The 23,107-nt window shown below is 68.2% G+C and carries 17 protein-coding genes and 1 tRNA gene; 8 read left to right on the top strand and 10 right to left on the bottom strand.

Going from position 1 to position 23,107, the window contains the following annotated elements; all coding sequences use genetic code 11:
* Nucleotides 1-75 precede the first annotated feature (75 nt).
* On the bottom strand, nt 76-384 hold the full coding sequence (locus tag VEW47_17200) for a hypothetical protein (GenBank protein ID HYS06920.1): 309 nt from the start codon (nt 382-384) through the stop codon (nt 76-78).
* A gap of 73 nt (nt 385-457) precedes the next feature.
* Here VEW47_17200 and VEW47_17195 point away from each other — a divergent pair, with 73 nt between their 5' ends.
* The 3 genes from VEW47_17195 to VEW47_17185 all read left to right on the top strand — a co-directional run bounded on the left by VEW47_17195 (nt 458) and on the right by VEW47_17185 (nt 5,179).
* Nucleotides 458-3,040 carry an ADOP family duplicated permease gene (locus VEW47_17195; protein ID HYS06919.1) on the top strand — a complete coding sequence of 861 codons (2,583 nt, stop codon included), beginning with the start codon at nt 458-460 and terminating at the stop codon, nt 3,038-3,040.
* Between the two features lie 194 nt (nt 3,041-3,234).
* A complete protein-coding gene (gene fbp, locus VEW47_17190; protein HYS06918.1) occupies nt 3,235-4,224 on the top strand; it encodes a class 1 fructose-bisphosphatase in 990 nt (329 codons plus the stop codon).
* A 10-nt stretch (nt 4,225-4,234) separates the two neighbouring features.
* Nucleotides 4,235-5,179 (top strand): class I fructose-bisphosphate aldolase, encoded by a 945-nt coding sequence (locus tag VEW47_17185; GenBank protein HYS06917.1) that lies wholly within the window; start codon nt 4,235-4,237, stop codon nt 5,177-5,179.
* A 40-nt stretch (nt 5,180-5,219) separates the two neighbouring features.
* Here the strand turns inward: VEW47_17185 and VEW47_17180 are convergent, their stop codons facing one another.
* Complete coding sequence (locus VEW47_17180) at nt 5,220-5,792, bottom strand: hypothetical protein (GenBank protein HYS06916.1); 573 nt, start codon at nt 5,790-5,792, stop codon at nt 5,220-5,222.
* 403 nt (nt 5,793-6,195) lie between these two features.
* Between VEW47_17180 and VEW47_17175 the strand changes: the two genes are divergently transcribed.
* The 3 genes from VEW47_17175 (at nt 6,196) to VEW47_17165 (ending at nt 8,631) form a co-directional block, all read left to right on the top strand.
* Complete coding sequence (locus VEW47_17175; protein ID HYS06915.1) at nt 6,196-7,194, top strand: hypothetical protein; 999 nt, start codon at nt 6,196-6,198, stop codon at nt 7,192-7,194.
* A 122-nt stretch (nt 7,195-7,316) separates the two neighbouring features.
* Entirely contained in the window at nt 7,317-8,378 is a 1,062-nt protein-coding gene (locus VEW47_17170) for an energy transducer TonB (protein ID HYS06914.1), read from the top strand.
* A gap of 176 nt (nt 8,379-8,554) precedes the next feature.
* Nucleotides 8,555-8,631 (top strand) — tRNA-Arg (locus VEW47_17165).
* 31 nt (nt 8,632-8,662) lie between these two features.
* On the opposite strand, the gene VEW47_17160 is transcribed toward VEW47_17165, so the two are convergent.
* From VEW47_17160 to VEW47_17140, 5 genes are all read right to left on the bottom strand, one after another.
* The gene (locus VEW47_17160; protein ID HYS06913.1) at nt 8,663-9,199 is read right to left on the bottom strand and encodes a DUF3267 domain-containing protein; all 537 of its coding nucleotides are present in this window, start codon (nt 9,197-9,199) and stop codon (nt 8,663-8,665) included.
* Between the two features lie 3 nt (nt 9,200-9,202).
* Nucleotides 9,203-10,018, bottom strand: a complete 816-nt coding sequence (locus tag VEW47_17155; protein ID HYS06912.1) for a tetratricopeptide repeat protein — start codon at nt 10,016-10,018, stop codon at nt 9,203-9,205.
* Nucleotides 10,019-10,023: 5 nt separating this feature from the next.
* The gene (locus tag VEW47_17150) at nt 10,024-10,278 is read right to left on the bottom strand and encodes a hypothetical protein (protein ID HYS06911.1); all 255 of its coding nucleotides are present in this window, start codon (nt 10,276-10,278) and stop codon (nt 10,024-10,026) included.
* Between the two features lie 403 nt (nt 10,279-10,681).
* Nucleotides 10,682-12,196, bottom strand: a complete 1,515-nt coding sequence (locus VEW47_17145; protein ID HYS06910.1) for a thrombospondin type 3 repeat-containing protein — start codon at nt 12,194-12,196, stop codon at nt 10,682-10,684.
* 45 nt (nt 12,197-12,241) lie between these two features.
* Nucleotides 12,242-14,038, bottom strand: coding sequence for an amidohydrolase (locus VEW47_17140; protein ID HYS06909.1), 1,797 nt, complete (start codon nt 14,036-14,038; stop codon nt 12,242-12,244).
* Between the two features lie 121 nt (nt 14,039-14,159).
* Between VEW47_17140 and VEW47_17135 the strand changes: the two genes are divergently transcribed.
* Nucleotides 14,160-14,798, top strand: coding sequence for a tetratricopeptide repeat protein (locus VEW47_17135; protein HYS06908.1), 639 nt, complete (start codon nt 14,160-14,162; stop codon nt 14,796-14,798).
* 34 nt (nt 14,799-14,832) lie between these two features.
* The gene (locus tag VEW47_17130) at nt 14,833-16,968 is read left to right on the top strand and encodes a response regulator (GenBank protein HYS06907.1); all 2,136 of its coding nucleotides are present in this window, start codon (nt 14,833-14,835) and stop codon (nt 16,966-16,968) included.
* On the opposite strand, the gene VEW47_17125 is transcribed toward VEW47_17130, so the two are convergent.
* From VEW47_17125 to VEW47_17115, 3 genes are read right to left on the bottom strand one after another with little or no spacing between them, the layout of a single operon-like run.
* On the bottom strand, nt 16,965-20,756 hold the full coding sequence (locus VEW47_17125; GenBank protein ID HYS06906.1) for a hydantoinase B/oxoprolinase family protein: 3,792 nt from the start codon (nt 20,754-20,756) through the stop codon (nt 16,965-16,967). The two genes, VEW47_17130 and VEW47_17125, sit on opposite strands and share 4 nt — an antisense overlap.
* Complete coding sequence (locus VEW47_17120) at nt 20,753-21,793, bottom strand: saccharopine dehydrogenase NADP-binding domain-containing protein (protein HYS06905.1); 1,041 nt, start codon at nt 21,791-21,793, stop codon at nt 20,753-20,755. Before VEW47_17120 ends, VEW47_17125 begins: the two co-directional genes overlap by 4 nt.
* Nucleotides 21,790-22,767 carry a hypothetical protein gene (locus VEW47_17115; GenBank protein HYS06904.1) on the bottom strand — a complete coding sequence of 326 codons (978 nt, stop codon included), beginning with the start codon at nt 22,765-22,767 and terminating at the stop codon, nt 21,790-21,792. Before VEW47_17115 ends, VEW47_17120 begins: the two co-directional genes overlap by 4 nt.
* Nucleotides 22,768-23,107 lie beyond the last annotated feature (340 nt).

The raw sequence follows: 23,107 nt of genomic DNA, 5'->3' as shown, positions 1-23,107 counted from the left end.
TCCGGTCATCCGGAGGCCGGACGCGGTGAGTTTTGGGGTTCGGGCCAGTCTACCACCGAAAATGTGCTGTCGACTCTAGGAAGCTTCCGTGATGCGGATGCTCTTGAGGACGCTCATCGCTTTGGCTCGGGCGGCGTCGATGGGCTCGGCGGTCGTCACCGAGATGTGGACGTCTATCCAGGTTCCCAGGTCGACCCATTCGCTGCGGATGTGCGTATTGCTGCCATCGGGGGTCTTCATGTCGTAGAGAACCGCATCCCATTTGTCGATCTTCACAATGGACGTGTCCTTCGGATCGGGAAGGTGATTCTTCTTCCACGAATCGGTCTCGCCTTTCCAGAACTTCTTGATGCTGTCCGGATCCGGACGTTCATGTCCCAGCATCGAACGGACGCCTGAAGGTGCCCTGACTGTAACTCATTGCTGTTTCATCCCTTATCCTGTAGTGCCACGTGGCATGCAACCTGCTGTGCGTTGCTGCATGCAGCCTGACATGCTGGACAAACTCGACGACAAGATTCGGGGCAAGGCGGGGCGGAGCGTCACTCCCACTCGCGACGCCGTTCGGCGTGTCTGGCGGTCACGCTGGCTCGAGGCGGCCTGGGCCTTCGGGCGGGACATCCGGTTCGCCCTGCGCTCTCTCATGCGAGCCAAGGGCCTGACTGTCACGGTGGTCGTGACGCTCGCTCTGGGCATCGGGGCCAACGCGGCGATTTTCAGCGTGGTGCGGGCCGTGCTGCTCGTTCCGCTGGTCAATCGCGACGCCGATCGCCTGATCTACATCCGCCAGAGCGCTCCGGGCGTCGGCACCGAGAACATGACCTTCTCCATGCCGGAAATTATCGATCTCAAGTCCGGTGCCAAGACGATTGCCGCGTTCGGCGATTTCTCCACGGTCGACTTCACGATGATCGGATTCGGCGCCGAGCCTCGTGTGGTGACGGCCGGCGTCGTCAACGGGTCGTTCTTCGACGTCATGGGGCTCCGGCCTGTGCTCGGCCGCCTGCTGAACGCCGGCGACGACGGTCCCAAGGCGGCGGGTGCGGCGGTCCTTACACACCGTTTCTGGAGCTCCACGCTCAACAGCAACCCGGGGGTGATTGGCAAGACGATCCGGCTCGGTCCGGGCACCGCCACCGTCGTCGGCGTCCTCGAGCCGTCGCTGCCCTATCCGGCCGAGACGCAGATCATCGCGAACGTTGTGACCAGCCCGCATCACCTCGGGGCGACGATGGTGACCGACCGCTCCCACCGGATGACCGAGCTGTTCGGCCGCCTGGCACCGGGCGCCACGCTCGAGGCGGCGCGAACGGAGCTGACCGCCCTGCACGCGGCGATCATGCACGAACACCCCGAGGCGTACGCCAAGTCGGCGCACGTTCAGCTCCGGATCACGACGCTTCGCGATCAGCTCGCGTCGTCCGCACGGACCATCCTTCTCGTCCTGCTTGCCGCGGCCGCTGTCGTCTTCGTCATAGCGTGCTCGAACGTCGCGAACCTGATTCTGGCCCGCTCGGTGCGCCGGGAGGGAGAGCTCGCTCTGCGCGCCGCCCTGGGCGCCGGTCATGGCGCGCTCCGCCGCACCCTGCTCGCCGAGAGTCTCCTGCTCTGCGGGGCCGGCGCCGTGCTGGGACTGATGCTGGCGGATCCCTTTGTGACCGCGGTCGCCCGCTATGCCTCGCGTTTCTCCATTCGTGCGCTCGACGCCACCGTGGATCACAGCGTGCTCCTGGTCGGTGCGGGGCTGGCCATGGCCGCGGCCGTGCTGCTCGCGTACGTTCCACGTCTTCCCTCGTCCACGGCAACGGCAGGCTTCAGGCTGGCCAGCGGCAGCGCCCGGATCACTCCTGGCACCAACCGCCGTCTGCGGATGTTTGCGACGACTCAGATCGCCTGTTCGTTCGTGCTGCTTGCCGGCGCCGGCATGCTGGTCGTCGCGCTCACGGTGCTGCAGACGGCGAACACGGGCTACGACATGCGACACGTGCTGGCGATCGACGTGCCACCCTCGGCGCCGGGCGTCGGCGGCGCCTCGGCGATGACCTTCTTTCAGGAAGCGATCCGGCGGATCGAAACCCTGCCGGGCGTGCAGGGGGTCGCGGCCGGGATGGTCGTGCCCTGGCGCGACCCCAGCTCGGGCCTCAAGTGGCAGTTTGCCGTGGAGGGCTACCACCCCGCGGATGGCGAGGACAACCCGACCGGGCGAATGCGGCTCATCTCGCCGCGGTTCTTTGCCGTGCTCGGAGTTCCGCTCCTCGCGGGCCGCGACTTTACGGATGCGGACCGTGACGCCAGCGAGCCCGTGGCGATCGTCAGTCAGAGCGTCGCACAGCGGCTGTTTCCGAACGGCGATGCACTGAACCGACGCGTGTGGTGGACCGACCCGCTCTTCGCCAAGGCGCCACCCCTCCGCATCGTCGGCGTCGTGGCGGACGTTGACGACGAAAACGTCGTGCAGGCTCCGGCCCTGACGGTTTACCAGCCGGCCTGGCAGGGGCGCTATGCCACCCGCCTGTTCGTCCGCGCCGCCGGGGATCCGTACACGCTCGTGCCGGCCGTGACGCGCACCCTCCGCGACCTTTCCGCCGATCAGGCCGTGGAACGCCTCACCACGCTGGAGGATGTCCGCGCCCAGGTGCTCGCTCCGGAGCGGCTGAACGCGTTCGTGTTCACCGGATTCGCCGGCACCGCGCTGCTCATCGCGGTCGTCGGCATCGCCGGGGTGCTCGCGTTTTCGGTGAGCGCGCGGACGCGCGAATTCGGCGTGCGGCTGGCGATCGGCTCCACGCCGCGGCAGCTGCTGACGCGCGTCCTCCTGGAGGGCGCGCAGATCGCCGCGACAGGGATCGTCGCCGGCGTTGCCGGCGGCTATCTGCTCGCCCGCATCGCGGAAAGCTACTTCGAGACCGCGCGCATGCCGGGCGTGCTGCCGGTCCTCGGCGCAGCCACCGTTCTCATGGGCGCGGCCGTGGTCGCCTCCCTGGTGCCGGCGGCGCGTGCTTCGCGCGTGGACGTCCTGCAGGCGCTCGCGTCGGAGTAAGGCGAAGGCGGTGCCGAAGGCGATCGGCTGGCACACCTACGCCTCATCCATGAACATGTGAGCCGGGAACGCGTGCTGTCGGGCCCGGCGCTCTATAATATCCCCCTGTTCCTGCGCGACCCGTGCCGCGGCGAAGAGCCGTCGCAGCCGAGAGGGACGCGGAGCCGCGAAGATCCCGTGGCATAGAGGGAGCGATGGCGCCGAAGACCCTGAGCGATCATTTCGAGGATGAGGGCCGGAGCACCCCGGCGCTGACGGTCGACCTGGTGACGCTCCTGAGGCAGATGGGGGAGTGCGGCAGGCGCCTGACACTCGTGGTGCGGCGCGCCGCTCTTTCGGGAAGCCTGGGGTTGCAAGCGGGCGGCGAGATCAACGCCACCGGCGACACCCAGAAGAAGCTCGATGTCCTGGCCGACGAGGCCGTTCTGGAAGCGGTCGGATCGACCGGACTGGTGGGCGCGATCGTGTCCGAAGAGCTCAAGGAGCCGCGGGCTCTTGCCGGCCGGGAGGGGCGCTACGTCCTGTGCGCCGATCCGCTCGACGGCTCGTCGAACACCGACATCGATGCTCCGATGGGGACAATCTTCGGGATCTATCGAAAGTCCGCCGCCGGCCCGATCGATCCGGCGCATGATCTGCTCCGCAAAGGTTCGGAGCAGGTCGCCGCGGGCTACATCCTGTATGGTCCGAGCACGATGATGGTCTACACCGCCGGCGCCGGCGCGCACGGCTTCACGCTCGACGAGGAACGGGGCGCCTTCGTCCTGACACACGAGGCGATGAAGTGCCCCGAGCGCGGTATGTTCTATAGCGCCAATCTCGGCAACCTCAACCGCTGGTCGCCAGGCGTGCGCCGCTACGTCGAGCATGTGACCGCGCCGGACCCTGCGACCCGGCGACCGTATTCGCTGCGCTACATCGGGGCCCTGGTCGGAGACGTGCACCGCAGCCTGATCAATGGAGGGATCTATTTCTACCCGGTGGACGCCGCCCATCCCGACGGCAAGCTCCGGCTCATGTACGAGTGCGCCCCGATGGCGATGATCGTTGAGCAGGCGGGCGGGCGCGCCAGCACCGGAACCGGCCGGATTCTCGACATCCCGGCACGGACCATTCATCAACGCACGCCGCTCGTCATCGGCAGCGCGGCTGAAGTGGCCCTGTACGAATCATTCATGGAGTGAGGAGAGCGACGTGACCGAACGAGTCCGAGAGATCCTGAGCTGGTACGGCAGTGACAACCCCGGCACCCTGGCCAACCTCTCCCGGCTGCTCAACCACGGCAAGCTCGGCGGCACCGGCAAGCTGGTGATCCTGCCGGTCGACCAGGGGTTCGAGCATGGCCCGGCGCGCAGCTTCGCGCCGAACCCCCCCGCCTACGACCCCCGCTATCACTTCGAGCTGGCGATCGAGGCCGGCTGCAATGCCTACGCCGCGCCGCTCGGCTTCCTCGAGGCGGCGGCGCGCGACTTCGCAGGGCAGATTCCGCTCATCCTGAAGGTCAACAACCACGACGCCCTCGGGGACGAAAGGGACCCCGACCAGGCGATGACCGGCAGCGTCGGCGACGCCCTGCGTCTGGGCTGCTCGGCCATCGGCTACACGATCTATCCCGGCTCGTCGCATCGTCTGGAGATGTACGGCCGGATCCGGGCCTACGCCGAGGAGGCCAAGCGCCACGGGCTGGTCGTCGTAGTCTGGTCCTACCCGCGCGGCTCGGGCCTGAGCAAGGAAGGGGAGACCGCCATCGACGTCACCGGCTACGCCGCCCAGATCGCCGCCCAGCTCGGAGCGCACATCATCAAGGTCAAGCTTCCCTCCGCGCACATCGAGCAGGAGGCCGCCCGCAAGGTCTACTTGAAGGAAAAGATTCCGGTGGAGACCGTCCCCGAACGGGTGCGTCACGTAGTCCAGTGCGCCTTCAACGGCCGCCGAATCGTCATCTTTTCCGGAGGCCCGGCCGAGTCCGACGACACCGTGCTCAACGAGGTCCGCAGCATCCACGATGGAGGCGGCTTCGGCTCGATCATCGGCCGCAACTCCTTCCAGCGGAAGAAGGTCGACGCCCTGAGGCTTCTCGACCGGGTCATCGGGATCTACAAGAACGTCTCGCCGGGAACCGTCGTTGACCCCAGGTGAACTCCGGCGCCGATCGCGGAGGATTGCGGCCTCCCCGCGGTCAATCGTCGCAAGCGTCCCCGATCCCGTCCTGATCCGTGTCGCGCTGGTCGCCGTTGGGCGTGCCCGGGCAGTTGTCGTCGCAGTGCGCGGTGGCTCCGCCCGTGCATGGGTGATCGGCGTACTGTCCGTCCAGATCGCCGTCGTTCAGGATGCCGTCCTCGTCGAAATCGTCCAGGTCGATGCTCTGCGTGAAGACCACGTAGAGAGCGCCGGTGGCCGGATCGATCGTCATGTACGGCTTGTCCATGGATCGGTTGAGGCCGATATCGGCCGTCTTGACGAACGTCTCCCCACCGTCGGTGGATTTGAGGACCCCGATGCTCGATCCCACGTCCAAATGGACGTCGGGGGTGAGGATTGCCTCGATATAAAAATTTCCGTCACGGTCGGCGACGATGGAGGGATCGCTGCTGTAGAGGTCATTCTCGAAGCGCCGGCTCTGCCAGGTCAGCCCGCCGTCCCGGCTCCAGGCCCAGTTCAGGCGCTTCTGCCGATTCCCCGGGTTTGCGGGGTCGTAGCTGATCGCCTCCCAGAAAACGGCGACCAGATGGTGCGGATCCCGCGGATCCACGGCGAGCGAGGACTCCGCCTGGGGATTGCCGGTTGAGTCCTGGTTGACGCGGACGTTCGCCGGCCATGGGGATGGGGCGCCCTGTCCTGACGTATCGGCGAACGCGAAGCGGTGTGCCGCGGTCGCAGAAGGTGCCGCCGGGGCCTGGCCCTGCGACGGCGGCTGTGTTTCCGAGTGCCCGTTAGTCTACCCGAAAATTGGCCGGGCACCAGCTCGTTGTGGAGAAGGGCTGGTCGGCACACCAGGAGGCGCCGACCGGATGGGAGATCGGGTGAATACCTGAAGCAAGCGAACGGGCGGACGCGGTCTTCCCACCGCATTTCGTTGCAGATCGCGGCGCGGGCGGCGACGGCGTTGGGTACATTTCAGCAATCCGAAATTCCCACGCTAAGGAGGGATCCCGATGACTCACCGTTTCCCGATCGCGGCGATCGCCGCTCTCACGATGACGGCGATCGCCGCCGTCCACGCACACGCCCAGGATGTCGTCCTCCTGCCCCAGGTGACGGGCAGCATCCGCTATCTGCCGCAAATCGGCCTCCTCGAACCGGCCCCGGTAGGAGGACTGATAGAGTCCACCTGGTGGCAATTGAACCTCCTGGAATTCCGCCGGGGATTCGCCGAGTTCCAGATCCCCGCGTTCGAAACGTCCGTGCAGAAAGCCACGCTGGTCCTGACGGAGACCAGGGGGACTATCTCCGACCCTGTGCCACCGGACACCCACGAGTTGTCCTACTATGCCGCGGACCTCGCCGTGTCGGTCGAGGATTACGATCGCCCCACGACTCCGAACGCGACGTTCCAGACGGACAACAACGAGCCTACGGGGGTGTTCACCTTCGATGTCACAGCGGTCCTCGCGCAGTTCCGCGGGAAGGGGCTCGGGTTTCGCGTCAAGCTCACATGCGATCCTCAGTGTGGCGGCGGTGCCGGCGGCTCGGCGTTCGGCGAGCTCGCCACGATCCCGCCGCGCATCGAGGTGACGTTCGGGGAGCCCGCGCTGACCGTGCCGCTCGACATCAAGCCGTCGTCCTGCCCGAACTTGCTCAACCTCGGAAGTCGCGGCGTGCTTCCGGCCGCGATCCTCGGGACCGATGCCGTGGACGCACATGACATCGATCCGGCGTCCATCAGATTGGTCGGCGTCGCTCCCCTCAGGACTGACTTCGAAGATGTCGGCGCCCCGGGAACGGGCGAGCCCTGCACCGCCTCGGGCCCCGACGGTCTTCTGGATCTCGCGCTGAAGTTCGACACGCGGCAGCTCGTGGCGGCGATCACATCAGCCCTCGGGCGCCCGCCGGCGGACCGCGAGGTGCTGACCCTGAGCCTGAGCGGGCAGCTGAAGGACGGCACTCCGATCGAAGGCACCGACGTGGTCATCGCCCTGGGCACGATGGACTGAGGCGGGGCGCAGACCCGCATCCGTGCCCACCCGGGACCTGGCGGAGCGACGCCGCCGGATCGCTCCCGCTCCCGCCAGGGCGGAGGACGCTGATCTGCCCGTCCGCTCGCACTCCCTTCTGGATGAAGCGCACACGGGAGCAGAGTTTCACCCGGCCCGGTCGACGTGGCATAATCGCGCACTGGAAACCCATGCGCCGAAATCACGCGCGGCCAGCCCTCAGACCTTTGTTGATCGTCGGGATTCTCGCGAGCGCGGCACCGCTCGGGGATACCGCTCGCGCGGGTGCTGCCGGTCGCGACGAACCCCTCCGGCCTGCTGAAGCGGCCTCTCCGTTCCCGGGCAGCACTCCCGAGTCCCCGGCCGGCATTCCCGTGCCGGAAGGAGTCGAGGTCAGCTACGACAAGAGCGGGAGGATCACCTGGTACAAACCGAAGCTGGATCCTTGGCAGGAGTTCAAGGTCCGGGCAATCCCAATCCTCGCGGTCGCCGATGATGGCGCGCGCAAGATCGTCTTCATGATCGAGGTGAAGGACTCGCCGAAGGGACGTCCCACATCAATCCAGGTAACGACCGAGGAAGGGCCGTGGTCCGTTCCGATCGCCGATTCGGACGAGATCAGAATCCACGATTCGGGATGTCGTGTGACGCAGACAATCCTTTTGCAGAACCAGCTTGCTCTCGTGGAGAAGCTGGCCGCCGTGACTCGTGCCGAGATCGCTCTCCCGGGTTACAGGATCACCGTGCGCTACAAGATGTCGGGAGACGACCTGGCGATCTTCAAGAGAATGGCCGATCTGTGGAAAGCGCCGAGGTTGCCTTCGGTGCCGCCGGCACCAGCCAAGCGCGACCCTCCCGAAGGCGTGTTTGTAGCAGGCGTCGGCAACGTCCAAAATCCTGAAATCATCAAAAGCTCCAAGGTCAAGCCGCGATTCCCCAAGGCCGCCGAGGGGAAGGGAGTTCTGGGGCGAGTCGTGCTCCAGGCGGTCGTCAGCAAGGACGGCAGCATCGGGCATATCGAGGTGCTGCAAGGCGCGGGCGGCGACTGCGGGTTCGAGCAGTCGGCGATCGAGGCGGTCCGCCAATGGCGCTACAAGCCCGGCATGAAGAATGGTGAGCCGGTCGACGTTTACTTCACGATCATCGTCGATTTCACGTACAACGGATACCGGATGGCGAGGTAACTCCCCACGGTGACGGCAGCGCGTCGTAGTCTCGGGTGGCCACGCGCGGTCGTACCGCCCGCTCCAACAGGGCCGATCCCCCTGTGAACTCCCCATGAACTCCGGCTACTTTCGGCCATCGTGGCGCCGAGGTGACGTGAACCGCTATCCTGCGCCGTGTTATAAAGATGCCTAACGCGCCCGTAGCTCAGCTGGATAGAGCACCGGACTTCGAATCCGGTGGTCGGGGGTTCGAGCCCCTCCGGGCGCGCCACATGCCGCCGTTCGCGCTCCGAGAAGGAACGTCAGACGAGGTGCTGGAAGAGATACTCCGGCAGGAGAATGCCCAGGGCGAAGCCGTAGAAGTAGTCGAACCAGACAACGCTCAGGATGTTGGCGGCGTAGATCGCGACCACCAGGGGGAACGAGAGCAGCACGAGAGGCTTGAGCGTCCGGACCTGCTGGCGCGCCAGCCTCCAGACGTTTTTCGCGTCGTGCGTCGAGGGGAAGGCGTGCATGCCGATCGAGATTCCGAGCCAGAGCAGGACGTAGGAGATCGGGTCGGACCGGCCGAACACGCGCACCGGCACGAAGGCGGGAAAACAGAAGACGACGCACAGGATCGAGTTGACGATGAGCGGTCCGACCGACACCAGGAACGCGGTGTTGAAGTTGTCCGTCTCCTCGTGGATCACGTAGCCCGACGGGTTGCCGACCCGGAAGAAGCAGACGTCGAGGACGGCCAGGCCGCCCAGGCGGCAGAACAGCATGTGCGCCCCCTCGTGCACGATCACCCCGGGAAACGTGGCGATCGAGACGAGGAAGCCGGGGATGAAGAACATGCGCTACCCTCCGTCCTTCGCGAGCCGCCCGTTCGGGAATCGGCGCACGTATTCGTTGCGTGAGATGATCTCGCGCGTCTCGAGCCGGTAGCGGATCCGATCGAGGTACTCGGCGAACTCGGGCCCCTCCGCGCCCTTCATCTTCGAGGCGCTCTCGATCTGTCGTTCGGCCAGGTCTTTCGCGGCCTCGTCGCCGGTGGCGGCGTACCTGCAGGCGTGCGCCGAGGCGACGCCGAGCGCGGCGATCGGATCGTCCGGCTGCTTCTTCGCCACCGTCTGCTCGACTTCGAGGAAACGATCGTAGTCCTTCTGCTCGTAGGCCAGGCCGGCCTCCGCCTGGAGGAGCGCCGCCGCGATTGTCGGCTCGTTCGGATTGATCGCCAGCGCCTCCTTCAGGAGGGGGATCGCCTCGGCAGAGCGCTCCTGGCCGACCAGCAGCAACGCACGGAAATAGAGGGACAATGCCCGGAGCCCCGGTTCGTCCGGCACGCGCTCCGCCGCCTCGTCGAACAGGGCGACGGCCCGTTCCACGTTTCCGCTCTTCAGCGCGCGGAGGCCCCGCTGCATTTCGACGTGGGCGAGGAAGAATCTCTGGTTGTAGACGAAGGCGAGGACGGCGAGGAGGATCAGCGCGCCGAAGGCGATCTTGATCCAGCCGGGGAACGGGCGGTTCCGCAGGATCCGTGCGCACCCATCGCACACGGGCAATCCGGCGATCCGCGGCAGCGCCACGCTTCCGTAGTCCGTTCCGCAGCGGAAACAGGCGTTCGCCGGCCGGTCTTCGATGCGCGGAGGGGGCCCGCTCGGCTCCGTCTCCATCGCTATCAGCAGAGAATGCTGCGGCACCCCTTGCCGTTGAAGTGGAGGCACTTGTACCCGGCTGCGGGGGAGCAGGTGGCCCGATCGAGGCAGGCCTTGTCCGGGCATCCCATCGCGTAGACGGGGGAGGTCATCAGGCTCGAGAGGGCCGACGTGTACGGAGTATGCGCCGGCGCAGGTGGAGCCAGCAGGATCGACAGTGACGCTATGACGGCGGCCAGGGCCGCGATCTTCAGCGCGTAGTTGATCGACTTGCGCATGATCCATCCTCCTTATTGTGAAGATGAGCAGGTTTTATCACGGATGACGGGGCTCGGCAAAGTGAGGGGGGGCGAGCCGCTTCGGGCGCATCACTGCCAAACAGCGTCACTGACAATTTCTGACGCGGCGAATCTTCCACAACCGTTGGCTGGACTCATGTTCGGACGGGCACTATGTTGCGGCGTTGGAGGTGACCAATGTCCGATAAGGCACACCGTCGGTTGGCTGTGAGACTCCGGCAGGCTCGTCGTAATCGCAATCAGGCCGAGAAGATGGCCAAGCGGGCCGCTGCGAACTTCCGGAAGGCACTACGGGCGTATCGTCAGGCCGCGTAAGGCTCGAACCCGGCACACTTCAGGGCAGGGCCGTTCACTCTCGGGTGGACGCCCTGCCCGTCGCTTTTTAGGGCCCTGCCGGGTCGCAGGCGTCCCCGATTCCGTCGCGGTCGATGTCGCTCTGGTTCGTGTTCGGCGTCGTCGGGCAGTTGTCGCACGCATCTCCGACCAGGTCGCCGTCCGTGTCGGCCTGGTCGATGTTGGGGACGCCCGGGCAGTTGTCGTCGCAGGGCGCGGTGGCTCCGCCCGTGCAGCGGTGGTCGGCGTACTGTCCGTCCAGGTCGCCGTCGTTCAGGACGCCGTCCCCGTCAAAATCGTCCAGGTCGGCGCTCTGCGTGAAGACTTCGTTATGTCCCAGCCGTGAGTCCGCCCAGATCGCGTGAAACCGGTTCCCCGCGGCCGCCGGCTGATTGTATTCCCCCACAAACCGGGCGGGCGGGTAGGCCCCGTCGGAGACGCGGATGTTCGGGCCAAACGTGACGCCCCCATTGGTCGACGTAGCCATGTATTCGGCCCTCAGGGGGACGTCCCAGGCCAGTCGCTCATCGACCCAGGCGACGTGGACGTGCCCGCGCTCATCGACGACCACCCATTGATGAAAATGGAGAGTCCCATTGCCCGGGGCGTCGTTATTGACCCGGAGCGGATCGCTCCAGTGGTCGCCTCGATCGTCCGACCAGGCCAGCAGGATGTCATCCCCTTCCGGAAGCCTGTTGTCCCAGACTGCGTAAACCCGCCCGCGATAGGGGCCGGCGCTCCTGTCCACAGCGATGGCCGGGAAGAAGTATCCGAAGTGTCCCTTGCCCTCGCCACGATTCGTGGACGCCACGAAGACGTCGTGCTTCAGCCAGGTCATGCCGCCGTCGAGCGAGCGATCGAACCAGATTCGACCGTTGAACGCCCCACCCCAGATGACGTAGACCTCCCCGCCAGGACCCACCGTAGGAACAGCCATGCTTCCGAAGCTGAACGCGGTGGAGATGCTCCGGGGCGCGGTGAACGTGGCGCCGTGGTCGAGACTTGCCGCGAACTGGATTTGAATCAGCTCGATCCCCCTGGACGGGCCGGAGCCGAGGTCCGTCCACGTCAGGTAGAGGGCGCCGCTGACCGGGTCCACGGCGATGAACGGCTTGTCGATGAAATTGTCCCGCGCCACTTCGGCCGTCTGGAAAAAAGATTCGCCGCCATCCGTGGACCTGAAGATGCCGATCCTCGCTCCCGAACCTGATTGGAAATCGGACACCATGATGGTCTCGATATAGAAGTCTCCCTGACTGTCGGCGACGATGGCCGGATCGCTGCTGTAAACGTCGGTGTCGAGCCGCCCGTTTTGCCAGGTCAGGCCGCCGTCCCTCGTCCATGCGTAATTGATGCGCTTGTCCCGACTTCCCGAGGTGGACATCGTCACTTCCCACCAGACCGCGACGAGATGCTGGGGATCACGCGGGTCTGCCGCCAGCGACGTCTCGGCCTGGGGATCGCCGGAGTGGTCCCGGCTCACCTGGACGTTCGCCGGCCAGGTGGCTCCGCAGCAGACTGCGACGAGGAACGCAACGAAGGGAATGCGCCCGGAAGGTTTCATAGGCTCCTCCTGAGGTGTGCGGTCAGTCTACCACGGTGCGCAGGACTACTTCGAGGCTGCCGCGAGCGAAAAGTTCCCGTGCACCGGCTGGCCGTCGAGAAGCGTCAGGAGGACCTTCGTGTCGGAGATCGCCTCCGGCTTGATCGTGAACAGGTTGTGGTCGAGCACGACGAGGTCGGCGCGCTTGCCCGTCTCGATCGAGCCGGTCTTGTCGTCCTGGAAGTTCACGTAGGCGGCGTTGATGGTGAAGGCGGCCAGCGCCTCGGGGAGATCGATCCGCTCCTCCGGGATGAACGGCTCCTTCGTCTCCCCCTGCGGGCCCATGCGTGTGACGGCGACCTCGAGCTCCTCGAGCGGGTTGGGGGAGGAGACCGACCAGTCGCTGCCGAAGGCGATGACGGCGCCGCTGCGGTAGAGGCTGCCGATCGGATAGATCCAGCGGGCGCGCTCGGGCTCGAGGAACGGCAGCGTGAGCTTCACAATGTAATCGTCGGCGAAGGCCCAGAGCGGCTGGAAGTTCGCCACGACGCCGAGGGCGCGGAAACGCGGGATGTCGGCGGGGTTGAAGATCTCGAGGTGCGAGATGTGGTGACGGCTGTCGCGCGCCCCGTTGGCGCGGCGCGCCGCCTCGAGGGCGTCGAGGCAGTGCCTTATGGCGGCGTCGCCGATGGCGTGGAAGTGGACCTGGAACCCTTCCTTGTCGAGGCGCGTGACGTACTTCTTCAGCGCCTCGGGCTCGACCATCTCCAGGCCGCGCGCGCCGGGCTTTCCCTTGTAGGGCTCGAGCATGGCGGCGGTCTGCACCTCCATGACGCCGTCCTGCATGATCTTGATCGTCGTGGCGCGCACGCGCCCCTTGGTGTACTTGCGGCGCTCCTCCAGGAAGCCGGCGATCTGCTCCTCCCCCTTGTCGCGCTCCCACCACAATGACGCCACGACGCGCGCGGTCAGCTCTCCCTTCTCGTCGAGCGCGCGGTACGTCTCGAGCGAGTCGGTGTCGACGCTGGCGTCCTGGAACGAGGTGATGCCGAAGCCGTTCAGGAGTCTGAGCGCGCGGCGCAGTCCGTCCTGTCTTTCCTGCGCGGTGTAAGGGGGGGCCTTGCGGCTGACGAGATTCATGGCGGAGTCCTGCAGGCTGCCGACCGGCTCGCCTGTCCGCGGGTCGCGATCGATGCGCCCGCCGGGGGGATCGGGGGTGTCCTTCGTGATCCCTGCTATCGACAGTGCCTTGCTGTTGACCCAGGCCGAGTGGCCGTCGCTCGATTCGAGGTAGACCGGCCTGTCCGGCACGACCGGGTCGAGCAGCCTCTTGTCCGGGATCCCGGTCGGCGCGAAGGCCGCGAGGGACCAGCCGTCCCCTCTGATCCAGGGGGCGTCCTTGTGCTCCGACGCGTACTTGGCGACGGCGACCAGGTACCTCTCCTTCGTTTCAAGATCGTACAGGGCGCACTGCATCTGGCTGATGCCGCCGCTGATCGGGTGGATGTGCGCGTCCTGGAACGCCGGCAGGACCATGCGCCCTTCTAGGTTCACCACGCGCGTGCGCGAGCCGACGTACGGACCGACGCCGCTGTCCGGTCCGACGTACAGGATGGTGTCCTTGCGGATCGCCACCGACTCGGCCCACGAGCGGACCGCGTCCAGCGTGTAGATAGCACCGCCGCGCAGCACCAGGTCGGCCTCCCGGGCCCGCGACGGGCCGGCGAGCCCCGGACCGACCCCCGGGGCGGGACGGCCACCGGCCCCTACCGGTCCCGGGCTCGGCGGGGCCCCGAACACCAGTCCCGCCACGAGGACGCCTGCCAGCGCTGTCAGAATGATGGACGACCAGGGCCTTCGCATCTGTGTCACCTCCTGAAATACCGAGTGGGGCCGGGACGGGGGGATCCTACGCGAGGAGCACCAAATTGTGATCGCTTGCCCTTTTCCAGGCGGAGCCTATCTTTTCGCCCGGGGGCTCCGGATGACGCAGATCGCTCGACAGTCGAACAGGATCGCGGTCCTCGCGCTCGTGAGCGTGATGGCGGTTTCGATCGGCATGGCGATGGGGCCGATGGCCGGACCCGCGGGTTCCTCGCCGTCGCAGCAGAAGGTCTCTCCGGAGTCCTGCATGTCGTGCGGCCGCGCGGCCGACTGGCGGGCGTGCCACGAGACGGCCCTGGCCCTGGCCATGGAGCGCGACTGGTCGCGCGCCATCGCCATCGAAGAGGGCGTGCGCCGGGCGCAGCCGCGCGACGCCGAGGTCGCGGCGGTCCTGGCTCGCATGTACCAGGAAGGAACGCGCAGCCTGCCACGCGCCTTCGAGCTGTACCACGAGGCGCTGTCGATCTCGCCTGGATATCCGCCGGCGCTCCTGGGACTGGGGACGATGATGCAGGACGCCGGCAGCCTGGACGTGGCGGTGCGCTACTTCCAGCGCGGCGCAAAGGAGACGCCCGACGAGCCGCTGTTCAAGGTCCGCCTGGCGGAGGTGCTGGTGAAGGTCGGACGCGACGTGGAGGCGCGCCCGATCCTGGACGAGATCGTCGAGCGCTGGCCGGGCAGCCGCGAGGCCGAAGCCGCCCGGAGACTGATACCCACCACCGCGCTCGCCCGTCCCTGAACGCGAGGTTTCCCCGGGGAGAATCCGAAACCGAATGCCGATCGAGTCCCGACTGCTGGCGGGACCGGTCCCCGCGAGTCTTCTGGTCGTCGACGACGAGCCGCAGGTGAGGACTGTCCTGAAGGACGCCCTCGGCGAGAGCGGCTTCTCGGTCGATGTGGCGGCGGACGGCGAGAGTGCGATCCTGAAGGCCCGCACGACGCCGTACGACATCGCCATCTGCGATCTGAAGATGCCGGGGATCGACGGTCTCGAGACGATCTCGCGCATCCGGCAGATCAATCCCGACATCCAGTTCATCATCCTGACGGCGCACGGCACGCTCGAGAGCGCCATCGAGAGTCTGCGGATGGGAGCGTTCGACTTCCTGCAGAAGCCGGTGGTGCTGAAAGATCTGCAATTTTCGATCGGCAGGGCGCTCGAACGGCGCAATCTGCTGGAGCGGTCGGCGCTGTTCGATCTCAGCCGCACGATCTTCTCGACGCTCGATCCCGACCTGCTGTACGGCCGCCTGGTTCAGTCGGCGATGGAGATCCTGCGCGCCGACGACGCCTCCCTGATGCTCCTGGGGGAGAACCGCGAGCTGTACATCGCGCGCTCGACGTCGAGCGTGGTCGACACCCTGACGGCGACTCGGCTGGCCCTCGGCGAGCGCGTGGCGGGGCGGGTGGCGCAGCAGGCCGAGCCGGCCCTGATCAACGACGATGTGGCCGGTGACAGGCGGTTCGGCGGTGTGCCGTCGCTGCGAAGAATCCGGGCCGCGATCGTCTGTCCGCTGACCATGCGCGGCGAGCTGCTCGGCGTGCTCAACGTGAACCGCCTGAGCCAGGAGATGCCCTACACCGAGCGCGACCGCCAGACCGCCGCGATCGTCTCGTCGCTCGTGGCCCTGGCGCTCGGGAACGCCCGCCTGCACAAGGAGCTGCAGACGCGGCTGCAGCAGATCAGCGACACGCAGGAGGAAGTCATCCAGAACGAGAAGATGGTCGCGCTCGGCAGTCTGCTGTCGGGCGTGGCGCACGAGCTGAACAACCCGCTGTGCGCGGTCCTCGGTTACGGGCAACTTCTACAAGCGGGGGACCTCGACTCCAAGCTGCGCAAGGGGGTCGAGGTGATCGTGCGGGAAGGGGAGCGCGCCGCCCGCATCGTCGCCGACCTGCTGCGCTTCGCCCGCCGGGAGAGGCCGGAGAAGAGGCTCCTCGGCCTGAGCGGGGTGCTGCTCAGGACCCTCGAGCGCAAGTCCTACGATCTCAAGTCGTCGCGCATCGAAGTGGAGACGGATCTCGACCCCGAGTTGCCGCTCGTCCTGGGGGACTTCCACCAGCTGAGTGTGGCCTTCACGAACTTGATCACCAACGCCCAGCAGGCGATGTTCGGACATCGCGGCCGCGGCGTCCTGAGGATCGGCGGCGGGCAGAAGGGGGGGAAAGTCGTCCTGACGTTCACCGACGACGGCCCCGGGATCCAGCCGGAGCACGCCCGCCGCGTGTTCGATCCGTTCTTCACCACCAAGGCGGTCGGCCAGGGGGCTGGTCTCGGTCTCTCGGTCTGCTTCGCGATCGTGCGCGATCATGGCGGCACGCTGCGGGCCTCCGGGAAACCCGGACGCGGCGCCGTGTTCACCGTCGAGCTGCCGGCGGCCCCCGCCGAGGCGCTGGCGGGCGAGCAGGCGAAGAAGGTGCTCGCCGGGCGCGGGCGCGATACAAAGACGATCGCCGCCCGATCGCGAAAAAAGGGGGAGGGGGTGCGCCGCCCGTCCGGACCGCGCGTCCTGATCGCCGAGCCGGAGGCGGACGTGCAGAGTGTCGTGCTCGAGCTTCTCGAGAGGCTGGGGTACCGGGTCGACACCGCCGACAACGGCGAGACGGCGCTGGCGAAGATCCGCGGCCAGGAGTACGAGGCGGTGATCGCCGACTTCGATCTGCCGCAGCTCGAGGGACGCATGCTTCTGGACGCGGTCCAGGCCGCGAGACCCAGGCTCGCGCGCCGGGTCATCTTCCTGGCGAGCGACACGACGCGACCGAACTTGATCGAGCTGACCTCGACCTCCGGGACCCTCCTGCTCGGGAAGCCGTTCCGCCTCGATGCCCTGCGCGACGCGATGGGCCGGCTCTTCCCTGATTCGAAGGACGACGCCGGACCGGTCCGCTCGACCGGGACGTCCCTCTAGGGCGCTCCGTACCCTCCTCCCCCCGGCGTCTCGACGATCAGTCGGTCACCCGGGCCCGCCTCGCAGCTGTCGATCGAGCCGAGCGGGACGACCTCGCCGTTCGCGCGCACGAGTCGCTGCGCGCCGGTGCGTCCCGGGGCCCCTCCCGCGAGACCGTACGGTGCCACCGTGCGGTGCTGGCCGAGGACCGACAACGACACGCTCGACAGGAACACGATCTCGCGGACGGCGCCGTCGCCGCCCCGGTACCGCCCCGCACCGCCCGATCCGCGGCGCACGGCGAAGCGTTCGACGCGCACCGGGTAGCGGTGCTCCAGAATCTCCGCATCGGTCATGCGCGTGTTGGTCATGTGGCTGTGCACCGCGCTGGCGCCGTGGAATCCGGGCCCGGCGCCGCAGCCTCCGCAGATCGTCTCGTAGTAGCCGAAGTGCTTGTCGCCGAACAGGACATTGTTCATGGTCCCCTGGCTGCAGGCCGCGAGCCCCAGCGCCTTGAGGAGCGTGTCCACGAGACGCTGGCTGGTCTCGATGTTGCCGCCGACGATGGCCGGGGCGCGCCCCGGGTCGAGGTCGAAGTCCGGGTTCAGCAGGCCGCGCGGGATCGTGAGATCGACCGCGCGCATCAGCCCTTCGTTCAAAGGGAGCGGCCGGCGCAGGAGCAGCCGCAGCACGTACATGACGACGCTGCGCACCACGGCCGTCGTGGCGTTGAGATTGCCTGGGTGGACGCCGGCCGAGCCGGTGAAGTCGATCGCCGCGCGGCCGTCCTTGAGTGTGAGGAGGACGCGCAGGACGGTGCCGTCGTCGAGACTCTCCTCGGCCGCGTAACGGCCGGGCGGGACCTCGCTCAGGGCCTCGCTTATGCTCGACGCGGCGAGGTCTTTCAGCCTCTCCATGTAGAGGGCGACCGTCGCGGCGCCGTGCTCGCCCGCCAGGCCGCGCAGCGCCTCGGCGCCGGCGTGGTTCGCCGCGACGGCTGCGCGCAGGTCGGCGAGGTTGTCCTCGACCGCGCGCGACGGCCAGGGGGGGCCCTGGAGCAGGCGACGCATCTCGTCCCAGAGCGCTTCGCCGCGCCGCACCAGGTAGAGCGGCGGGATGACGACCCCCTCTTCGGCGAGGGTCGTGGCGGCGGGCGGCATCGAGCCGGGGCGGCTGCCGCCGATCTCGGCGTGGTGGGCGCGGCTGGCGACGTAGCCGATCGGGTCCGCTGCCGCTCCGTCGGAGAACACGGGCGTGACGACCGTGACGTCCGGAAGGTGCGAGCCTCCGTAGGCGGGATGGTTGGTGACCGCCACGTCTCCGGGCCCGAGCCGCAGCGTTTCGCGCAGGCGGCGCACGCACAGACCCAGGGCGCCGAGGTGCACGGGAATGTGCGGTGCGTTGACCACCAGCTCGCCGGCGGCATCCAGGATCGCGCAGGAGAAATCGAGACGCTCCTTGATGTTCGTCGAGATGGCGGTGCGTCTCAACCTTTCCCCCATGTCCGAGGCGATGGCGCGGAAGCGGTTCGTGAACAGCTCGAGGCGGACCGCCTCCGGACGCGCCGACTCGGATAACGACGCGGCGTTCCCGTCGCGGCGCAGGACCAGGGCGAGCGCCGCGTCGACGAGAGCGCTCCAGCCTGTGTCGACGACGGTGGCCGCGTGCGCCTCGAACACGAGGGCCGGCCCGCGCAGGCGGGCCCCGGGCTCGAGCCGGTCGCGATCGAAGACCGGCACGTCGATGAATCGTCCGGAGAAGTGGGCGCGTCTCGTGCCGGCTGGGGCCGCCTCGAAGGCAGCCGGCGGCCGGCGCTCTCCGCCGTCCGGGACGGGGCGGGACGAGGCGACGACACGGATCGACTCGATCTCGACCGGCCGCCCCTCAGGCCGGTGGCCGAACAGCGCCGCGTAGCGCCGGGCGAACGCCTCCTCGAGGGAGGCCTCCCCCGTGTACGGCACTTCGACCACCGAGTCCTGTCCCGCGAAGCGCAGGTGGACGGTGCGACGGCGCATGTCGATCTCGCTTTGCGCCACCCCTTCCGACGCGACCCTCTCGATCGCCTGGCGCTCGAGACGTCCGACCACGGCGGCCAGGTGCTTCGCGGCGGTCTCGAGCGGCGCGAGCACCTGCTCCTCCGCGAAGCGCTCGATCACCGCGTGCCGCAGACCGAGGGCGCTGAGGAGCCCGGCATCCGCGGGCACCACGACGATCGGGATCCCCAGCCGCGAGGCGACCCCGCACGCGTGCTGGCCGCCAGCTCCGCCGAACGCCACGAGGGCGTAGTCCGCGGGGTCGTAGCCGCGCCGCACCGAGACGGTCCGGATGGCGTCGGCCATCCGCTCGTCGGCGATGTCGACGAGCCCCGACAGCACCGCCTCGCGCGCGGGGGATGGCGCGCTTTCCTCCGCCAGCGCGCGCACGAGGATTTCGGCCGCGCGCTGCGCGGCCTGTTCCCCGATCGGGATGCCGAACCGGGCGGGGTCGAGGCGTCCCAGGAGCAGATTGACGTCGGTCAGCGTCAGCGGTCCGCCGGCTCCGTAGCACGCGGGACCGGGACTGGCGCCCGCGCTGCGCGGTCCGACCCGCAGCCGCCGGGCCTCGAACGCGCAGATCGATCCGCCCCCCGCGGCGACGCTCTCGATCGCCAGGGCCGGCGCCACGAGATGGGCGTCTCCGACCTGGTGCTCGAAGGTGTACTCGTAATCGCCGTCGAAGCGGGCGACGTCGGTGCTCGTCCCGCCCATGTCGAAGGCGATGACCTTCGTGAACCCGGACTTTCGGCCGGCGATCGCGGCCCCCACGACGCCCCCGGCGGGGCCGCTCAAAAGCATGTCCTTCGGCCTCGCGGCCGTCATCGTCACCACGCCTCCGGCGCTGGTCATGACGTGCAGGCGGCCTCCCACGAGGCTCCTCCCCACCCGGTCGAGATACGAGCGGACGACGGGAGCGAGGTACGCGTCGACGACGGCCGTCTCGGCGCGCGGCAGGATCTTGATGAACGGCGCCAGCAGGGACGAGCGCGACACGTGGCGGATGCCACAGCGCTCGAGGATCTCCTGGACCCGCTCCTCGTGACGCGGGTTCCTGTGGCTGTGCAGGAGGGCCACCGCCGCCGATTCGATCCCGGAGGCGGCGAGACGCGAGGCGCTGTCGACGATCTCCCGTTCCTCCAGGGGGCGCAGGATCGAGCCGTCGGCCGTGAGCCTCTCGTCGACCTCGACCACGCTTTCGTAGAGGGGGGCCGGCCGGCGGACGTCGAGCGCGAAGAGATCGGGACGCTGCTGCGTTCCGATCAGAATGAGGTCGGCGAAGCCGCGCGTGACGAACAGCGCCGTGCGCACGCCACGCCGCTCGAGGAGCGCGTTCGTCCCGAGGGTCGTGGCGAGACGCAGACTCTCGACCGGGAGCGGCCGGCCGGGCGGGGTGCGCGTCAGGATGCGGGCCGCGAGGACCGGCGACTCCTCGGGAGAGATTGCTTCGAACGGCTGTCCTGGCACGAGGTCGGTGGGCCACGCCTCAGACAGATCGATCGTCGACGTCCCAGCGTCGTAGCGGCTCACCGTGACTTCGGGGGAGCCGGGCTCGAGGCCGCGGAAGCGGAAGCCGCGCAGGAAATCGTCCGGCAGCGACCAGTCGGCCCGCACGCGCAGGCGCGAGCGGCCGTCCGCCCGGTCGATCGTCCCACGCAGGGCGCCGCTGCTCAGGATCTTCGCCCGCCGCACCTCGCCCGAAGTGTTGACCGCCAGGGCGTCGGTGAACGTCCCGCCGGTATCGACGAAGATCCGCCAGCCGCTCCCGGCGCTCACACGCCTCTCCGACCGTGCCTGACGGTGACACGATCGATGCCCAGCGAGCCGAGATACGCGGCGAGCTCGCTCGCCTCGGCGTGCTGCTCGGGCGGAACGAGCCCGGTCGGTTTGAAGCGTCCTTCCGCAATGGCGCGCGCGGCCAGGACCGCCGGTGCGATCGCGACCAGATAGCTCTTCGCCGGCGCCTGCAGGGCGAGCGTGACCAAGGCACCGTCCGAGTCCTCGACCTCGAACAGGATGCCGCCGCCGCGACTTCCGAACAGCCGGCAGAGAGCCAGACCGAGCGGCAGAAGCGCGCCCACTGCACGCCGGATCGCCTGCGAGCGCGCCGACAGGGCGAGGAGGAGATTCATTCCCGGGACATGCGCGTCGACGTGGAACTCGATGCGCCGCAGCGACGGCCAGGCGGGCTGCAGGAGAAGCGCGTCGGCGCTTTCGCTCAGGTAGGCGCGGATCCTCCGTCCGGTCGCGGGCAAGCGCAGCCGCCGCGACTCGCGCCAGCCCGTAACCTGCGTCAGCCGTCCGTCCCGCAGGACACGGATCGGACGGCCGACCGATTCGAAGAGCGCCCGGGCGGTCGCCCTGTGGGCCGTGTCGCGCGTCGCAGGCCGCAGGACGACATCCAGCCGCACCGGCTTCTCGACGCCGCTCAGGTGGATCGCCGCGGCTCCGACCGCCGAGACCGAGCTGCAGGACGTCAGGACACGGACCCCCGCGGCTTCGATCCTCAGACGCAGATCGGCGACCCGCTCGGCGTAGCGCAGGCTGTCGGAGAGATCGACGACGTCGAAGCCGGTCTCGATCGCCGCCTCGATCAGCGCCGTGGTGCGCGCCTGGAACGGGCCGGCCGCGTCGAGGACGACGTCGTACGGTTTCAAGGAGGTCTTCATCGAGGAGCGATTCTCGACGTCCACGCGCAGCTCGGCCCCCGCCCGGCGCGATGCCAGGACCGCCCGAACTCCGTGGGACCGCAGACGCTCGGCCGCGACGCGGCCGAAGAACCCGGTCCCCCCGACGACCACGACCCGTCTCATCGAAGCGCTCGTCTCATCACCCACGCCCAGGGACAGAACAGGATCATCAGCGCCGACGTCGAGACCATCATGCCGGACAGGCTCCCGGCCACGGACGTCGCGGTGAGCGCGACGCCGGCGGCCCAGACGGCCCAGGTCCAGACGAGCAGACCGCCGCGCAGAGACCTCGTCTGCAGTGTCAGGATGACGCCGGCCAGAGTGTACAGACCGTTAGCGGCCCCTCCGGTCAGGAGCGACCCGATCCGCTGCACCTCCTCGATGCGCTCCGGCAGCCAGCCGATGAACAGCGACTCGGCGGTCAGGTCGCAGGCGACGCCCGCGGCGGCGACCACGAAGGCCGCGAGCGCCCACGAGCGCCGCGGCAGGCGCGCTCCCCACCAGGCGTAGAACGCGAGAAGGCTCAGCGCCGCCGCGATCCAGAGGGCCCAGCCGGCCCGCCACGCGAGGGCGTGGGACGAGATGTACGCGACGCGGTCCGATACATCGGGGACGAGCTCCGTCCCCGGCCGGAGCACGGCCAGGATCGCGAGCGCGGCGATCGCGTTGAGGACGGCGCAGGCGGGTGCCGCAGCGTCGCGCACTCTCCCGGCGATCCGCGTCCCGTCGAGGAGGAAGAGCGCGAACGGCAGCCACCACACGATGTCGTTGAAGAGGACGAGGGTGAACGTCCGCACCGGCCATTCGCCGGAGCGCACCGTGAGCACCCAGCCGATCGGCCCCAGCACCTTGCCGAGGAGCCCGATGGCGATGAACGGCGCGGCGCGATCGAGCCGCAGCGCGGCGTAGCCGTAAGCCAGGCCGTACGTCCCCACCACCATCCCGAGACAGGACCAGATCGACGGATAGAGCGGCGGCCTCAGATGGAAGAGGTCGAAGAAGGCGTACGGCGCGAATCCGGCCCACAGACCGAAGGCAAGGTTGTAGAGGGCCGCCAGGCCGAAGACGATCCGGTAGAAGGGCGCACGCTCGGCCACACGACCTCCGCTCCCGGGCGCGGCCCGGGACGAGGACGCCCGCGACCGTTCGCGGGCCGCCGCAGCGCTCTAATATAGATGATGCGCCCTGAGGAGGTCATCGCGCCGCGTCTCCTGCTTGCCTCGCGTCGGATTTCGCGGTAGGGTCTCCAATCGCAGCCCAAGCATGCCGGCGGTGCCGCCGGCCGACCCGGGCAAGCCTCGGCCGACCCGGGGCGGGTTTCACTGGCCGTAGAAGGAGGATGCGGGTATGAGCAATGTCGTCAAGATCGCCCTCCGGTTGCTGGTCGTCGCCGCAATTCTGACCGTGATTCCGCTTGTTCCATCGGCCCCGACCGGC

The organism is Candidatus Dormiibacterota bacterium, from assembly GCA_035635555.1.
GTDB lineage: Bacteria > Acidobacteriota > Polarisedimenticolia > Gp22-AA2 > Gp22-AA2 > Gp22-AA3.
This window is presented reverse-complemented; position numbering and strand designations above follow the sequence as displayed.

Coding starts and splice junctions, on each gene's coding strand:
- VEW47_17200 (HYS06920.1), bottom strand. CDS start 384: ATGCTGGGACATGAACGTCCGGATCCGGACAGCATCAAGAAGTTCTGG.
- VEW47_17160 (HYS06913.1), bottom strand. CDS start 9,199: ATGTTCTTCATCCCCGGCTTCCTCGTCTCGATCGCCACGTTTCCCGGG.
- VEW47_17140 (HYS06909.1), bottom strand. CDS start 14,038: ATGCGAAGGCCCTGGTCGTCCATCATTCTGACAGCGCTGGCAGGCGTC.
- VEW47_17155 (HYS06912.1), bottom strand. CDS start 10,018: ATGGAGACGGAGCCGAGCGGGCCCCCTCCGCGCATCGAAGACCGGCCG.
- VEW47_17150 (HYS06911.1), bottom strand. CDS start 10,278: ATGCGCAAGTCGATCAACTACGCGCTGAAGATCGCGGCCCTGGCCGCC.
- VEW47_17170 (HYS06914.1), top strand. CDS start 7,317: ATGAAGCGCACACGGGAGCAGAGTTTCACCCGGCCCGGTCGACGTGGC.
- VEW47_17130 (HYS06907.1), top strand. CDS start 14,833: ATGCCGATCGAGTCCCGACTGCTGGCGGGACCGGTCCCCGCGAGTCTT.
- VEW47_17195 (HYS06919.1), top strand. CDS start 458: ATGCAACCTGCTGTGCGTTGCTGCATGCAGCCTGACATGCTGGACAAA.
- VEW47_17120 (HYS06905.1), bottom strand. CDS start 21,793: ATGAGACGGGTCGTGGTCGTCGGGGGGACCGGGTTCTTCGGCCGCGTC.
- VEW47_17145 (HYS06910.1), bottom strand. CDS start 12,196: ATGAAACCTTCCGGGCGCATTCCCTTCGTTGCGTTCCTCGTCGCAGTC.
- fbp (HYS06918.1), top strand. CDS start 3,235: ATGGCGCCGAAGACCCTGAGCGATCATTTCGAGGATGAGGGCCGGAGC.
- VEW47_17135 (HYS06908.1), top strand. CDS start 14,160: ATGACGCAGATCGCTCGACAGTCGAACAGGATCGCGGTCCTCGCGCTC.
- VEW47_17175 (HYS06915.1), top strand. CDS start 6,196: ATGACTCACCGTTTCCCGATCGCGGCGATCGCCGCTCTCACGATGACG.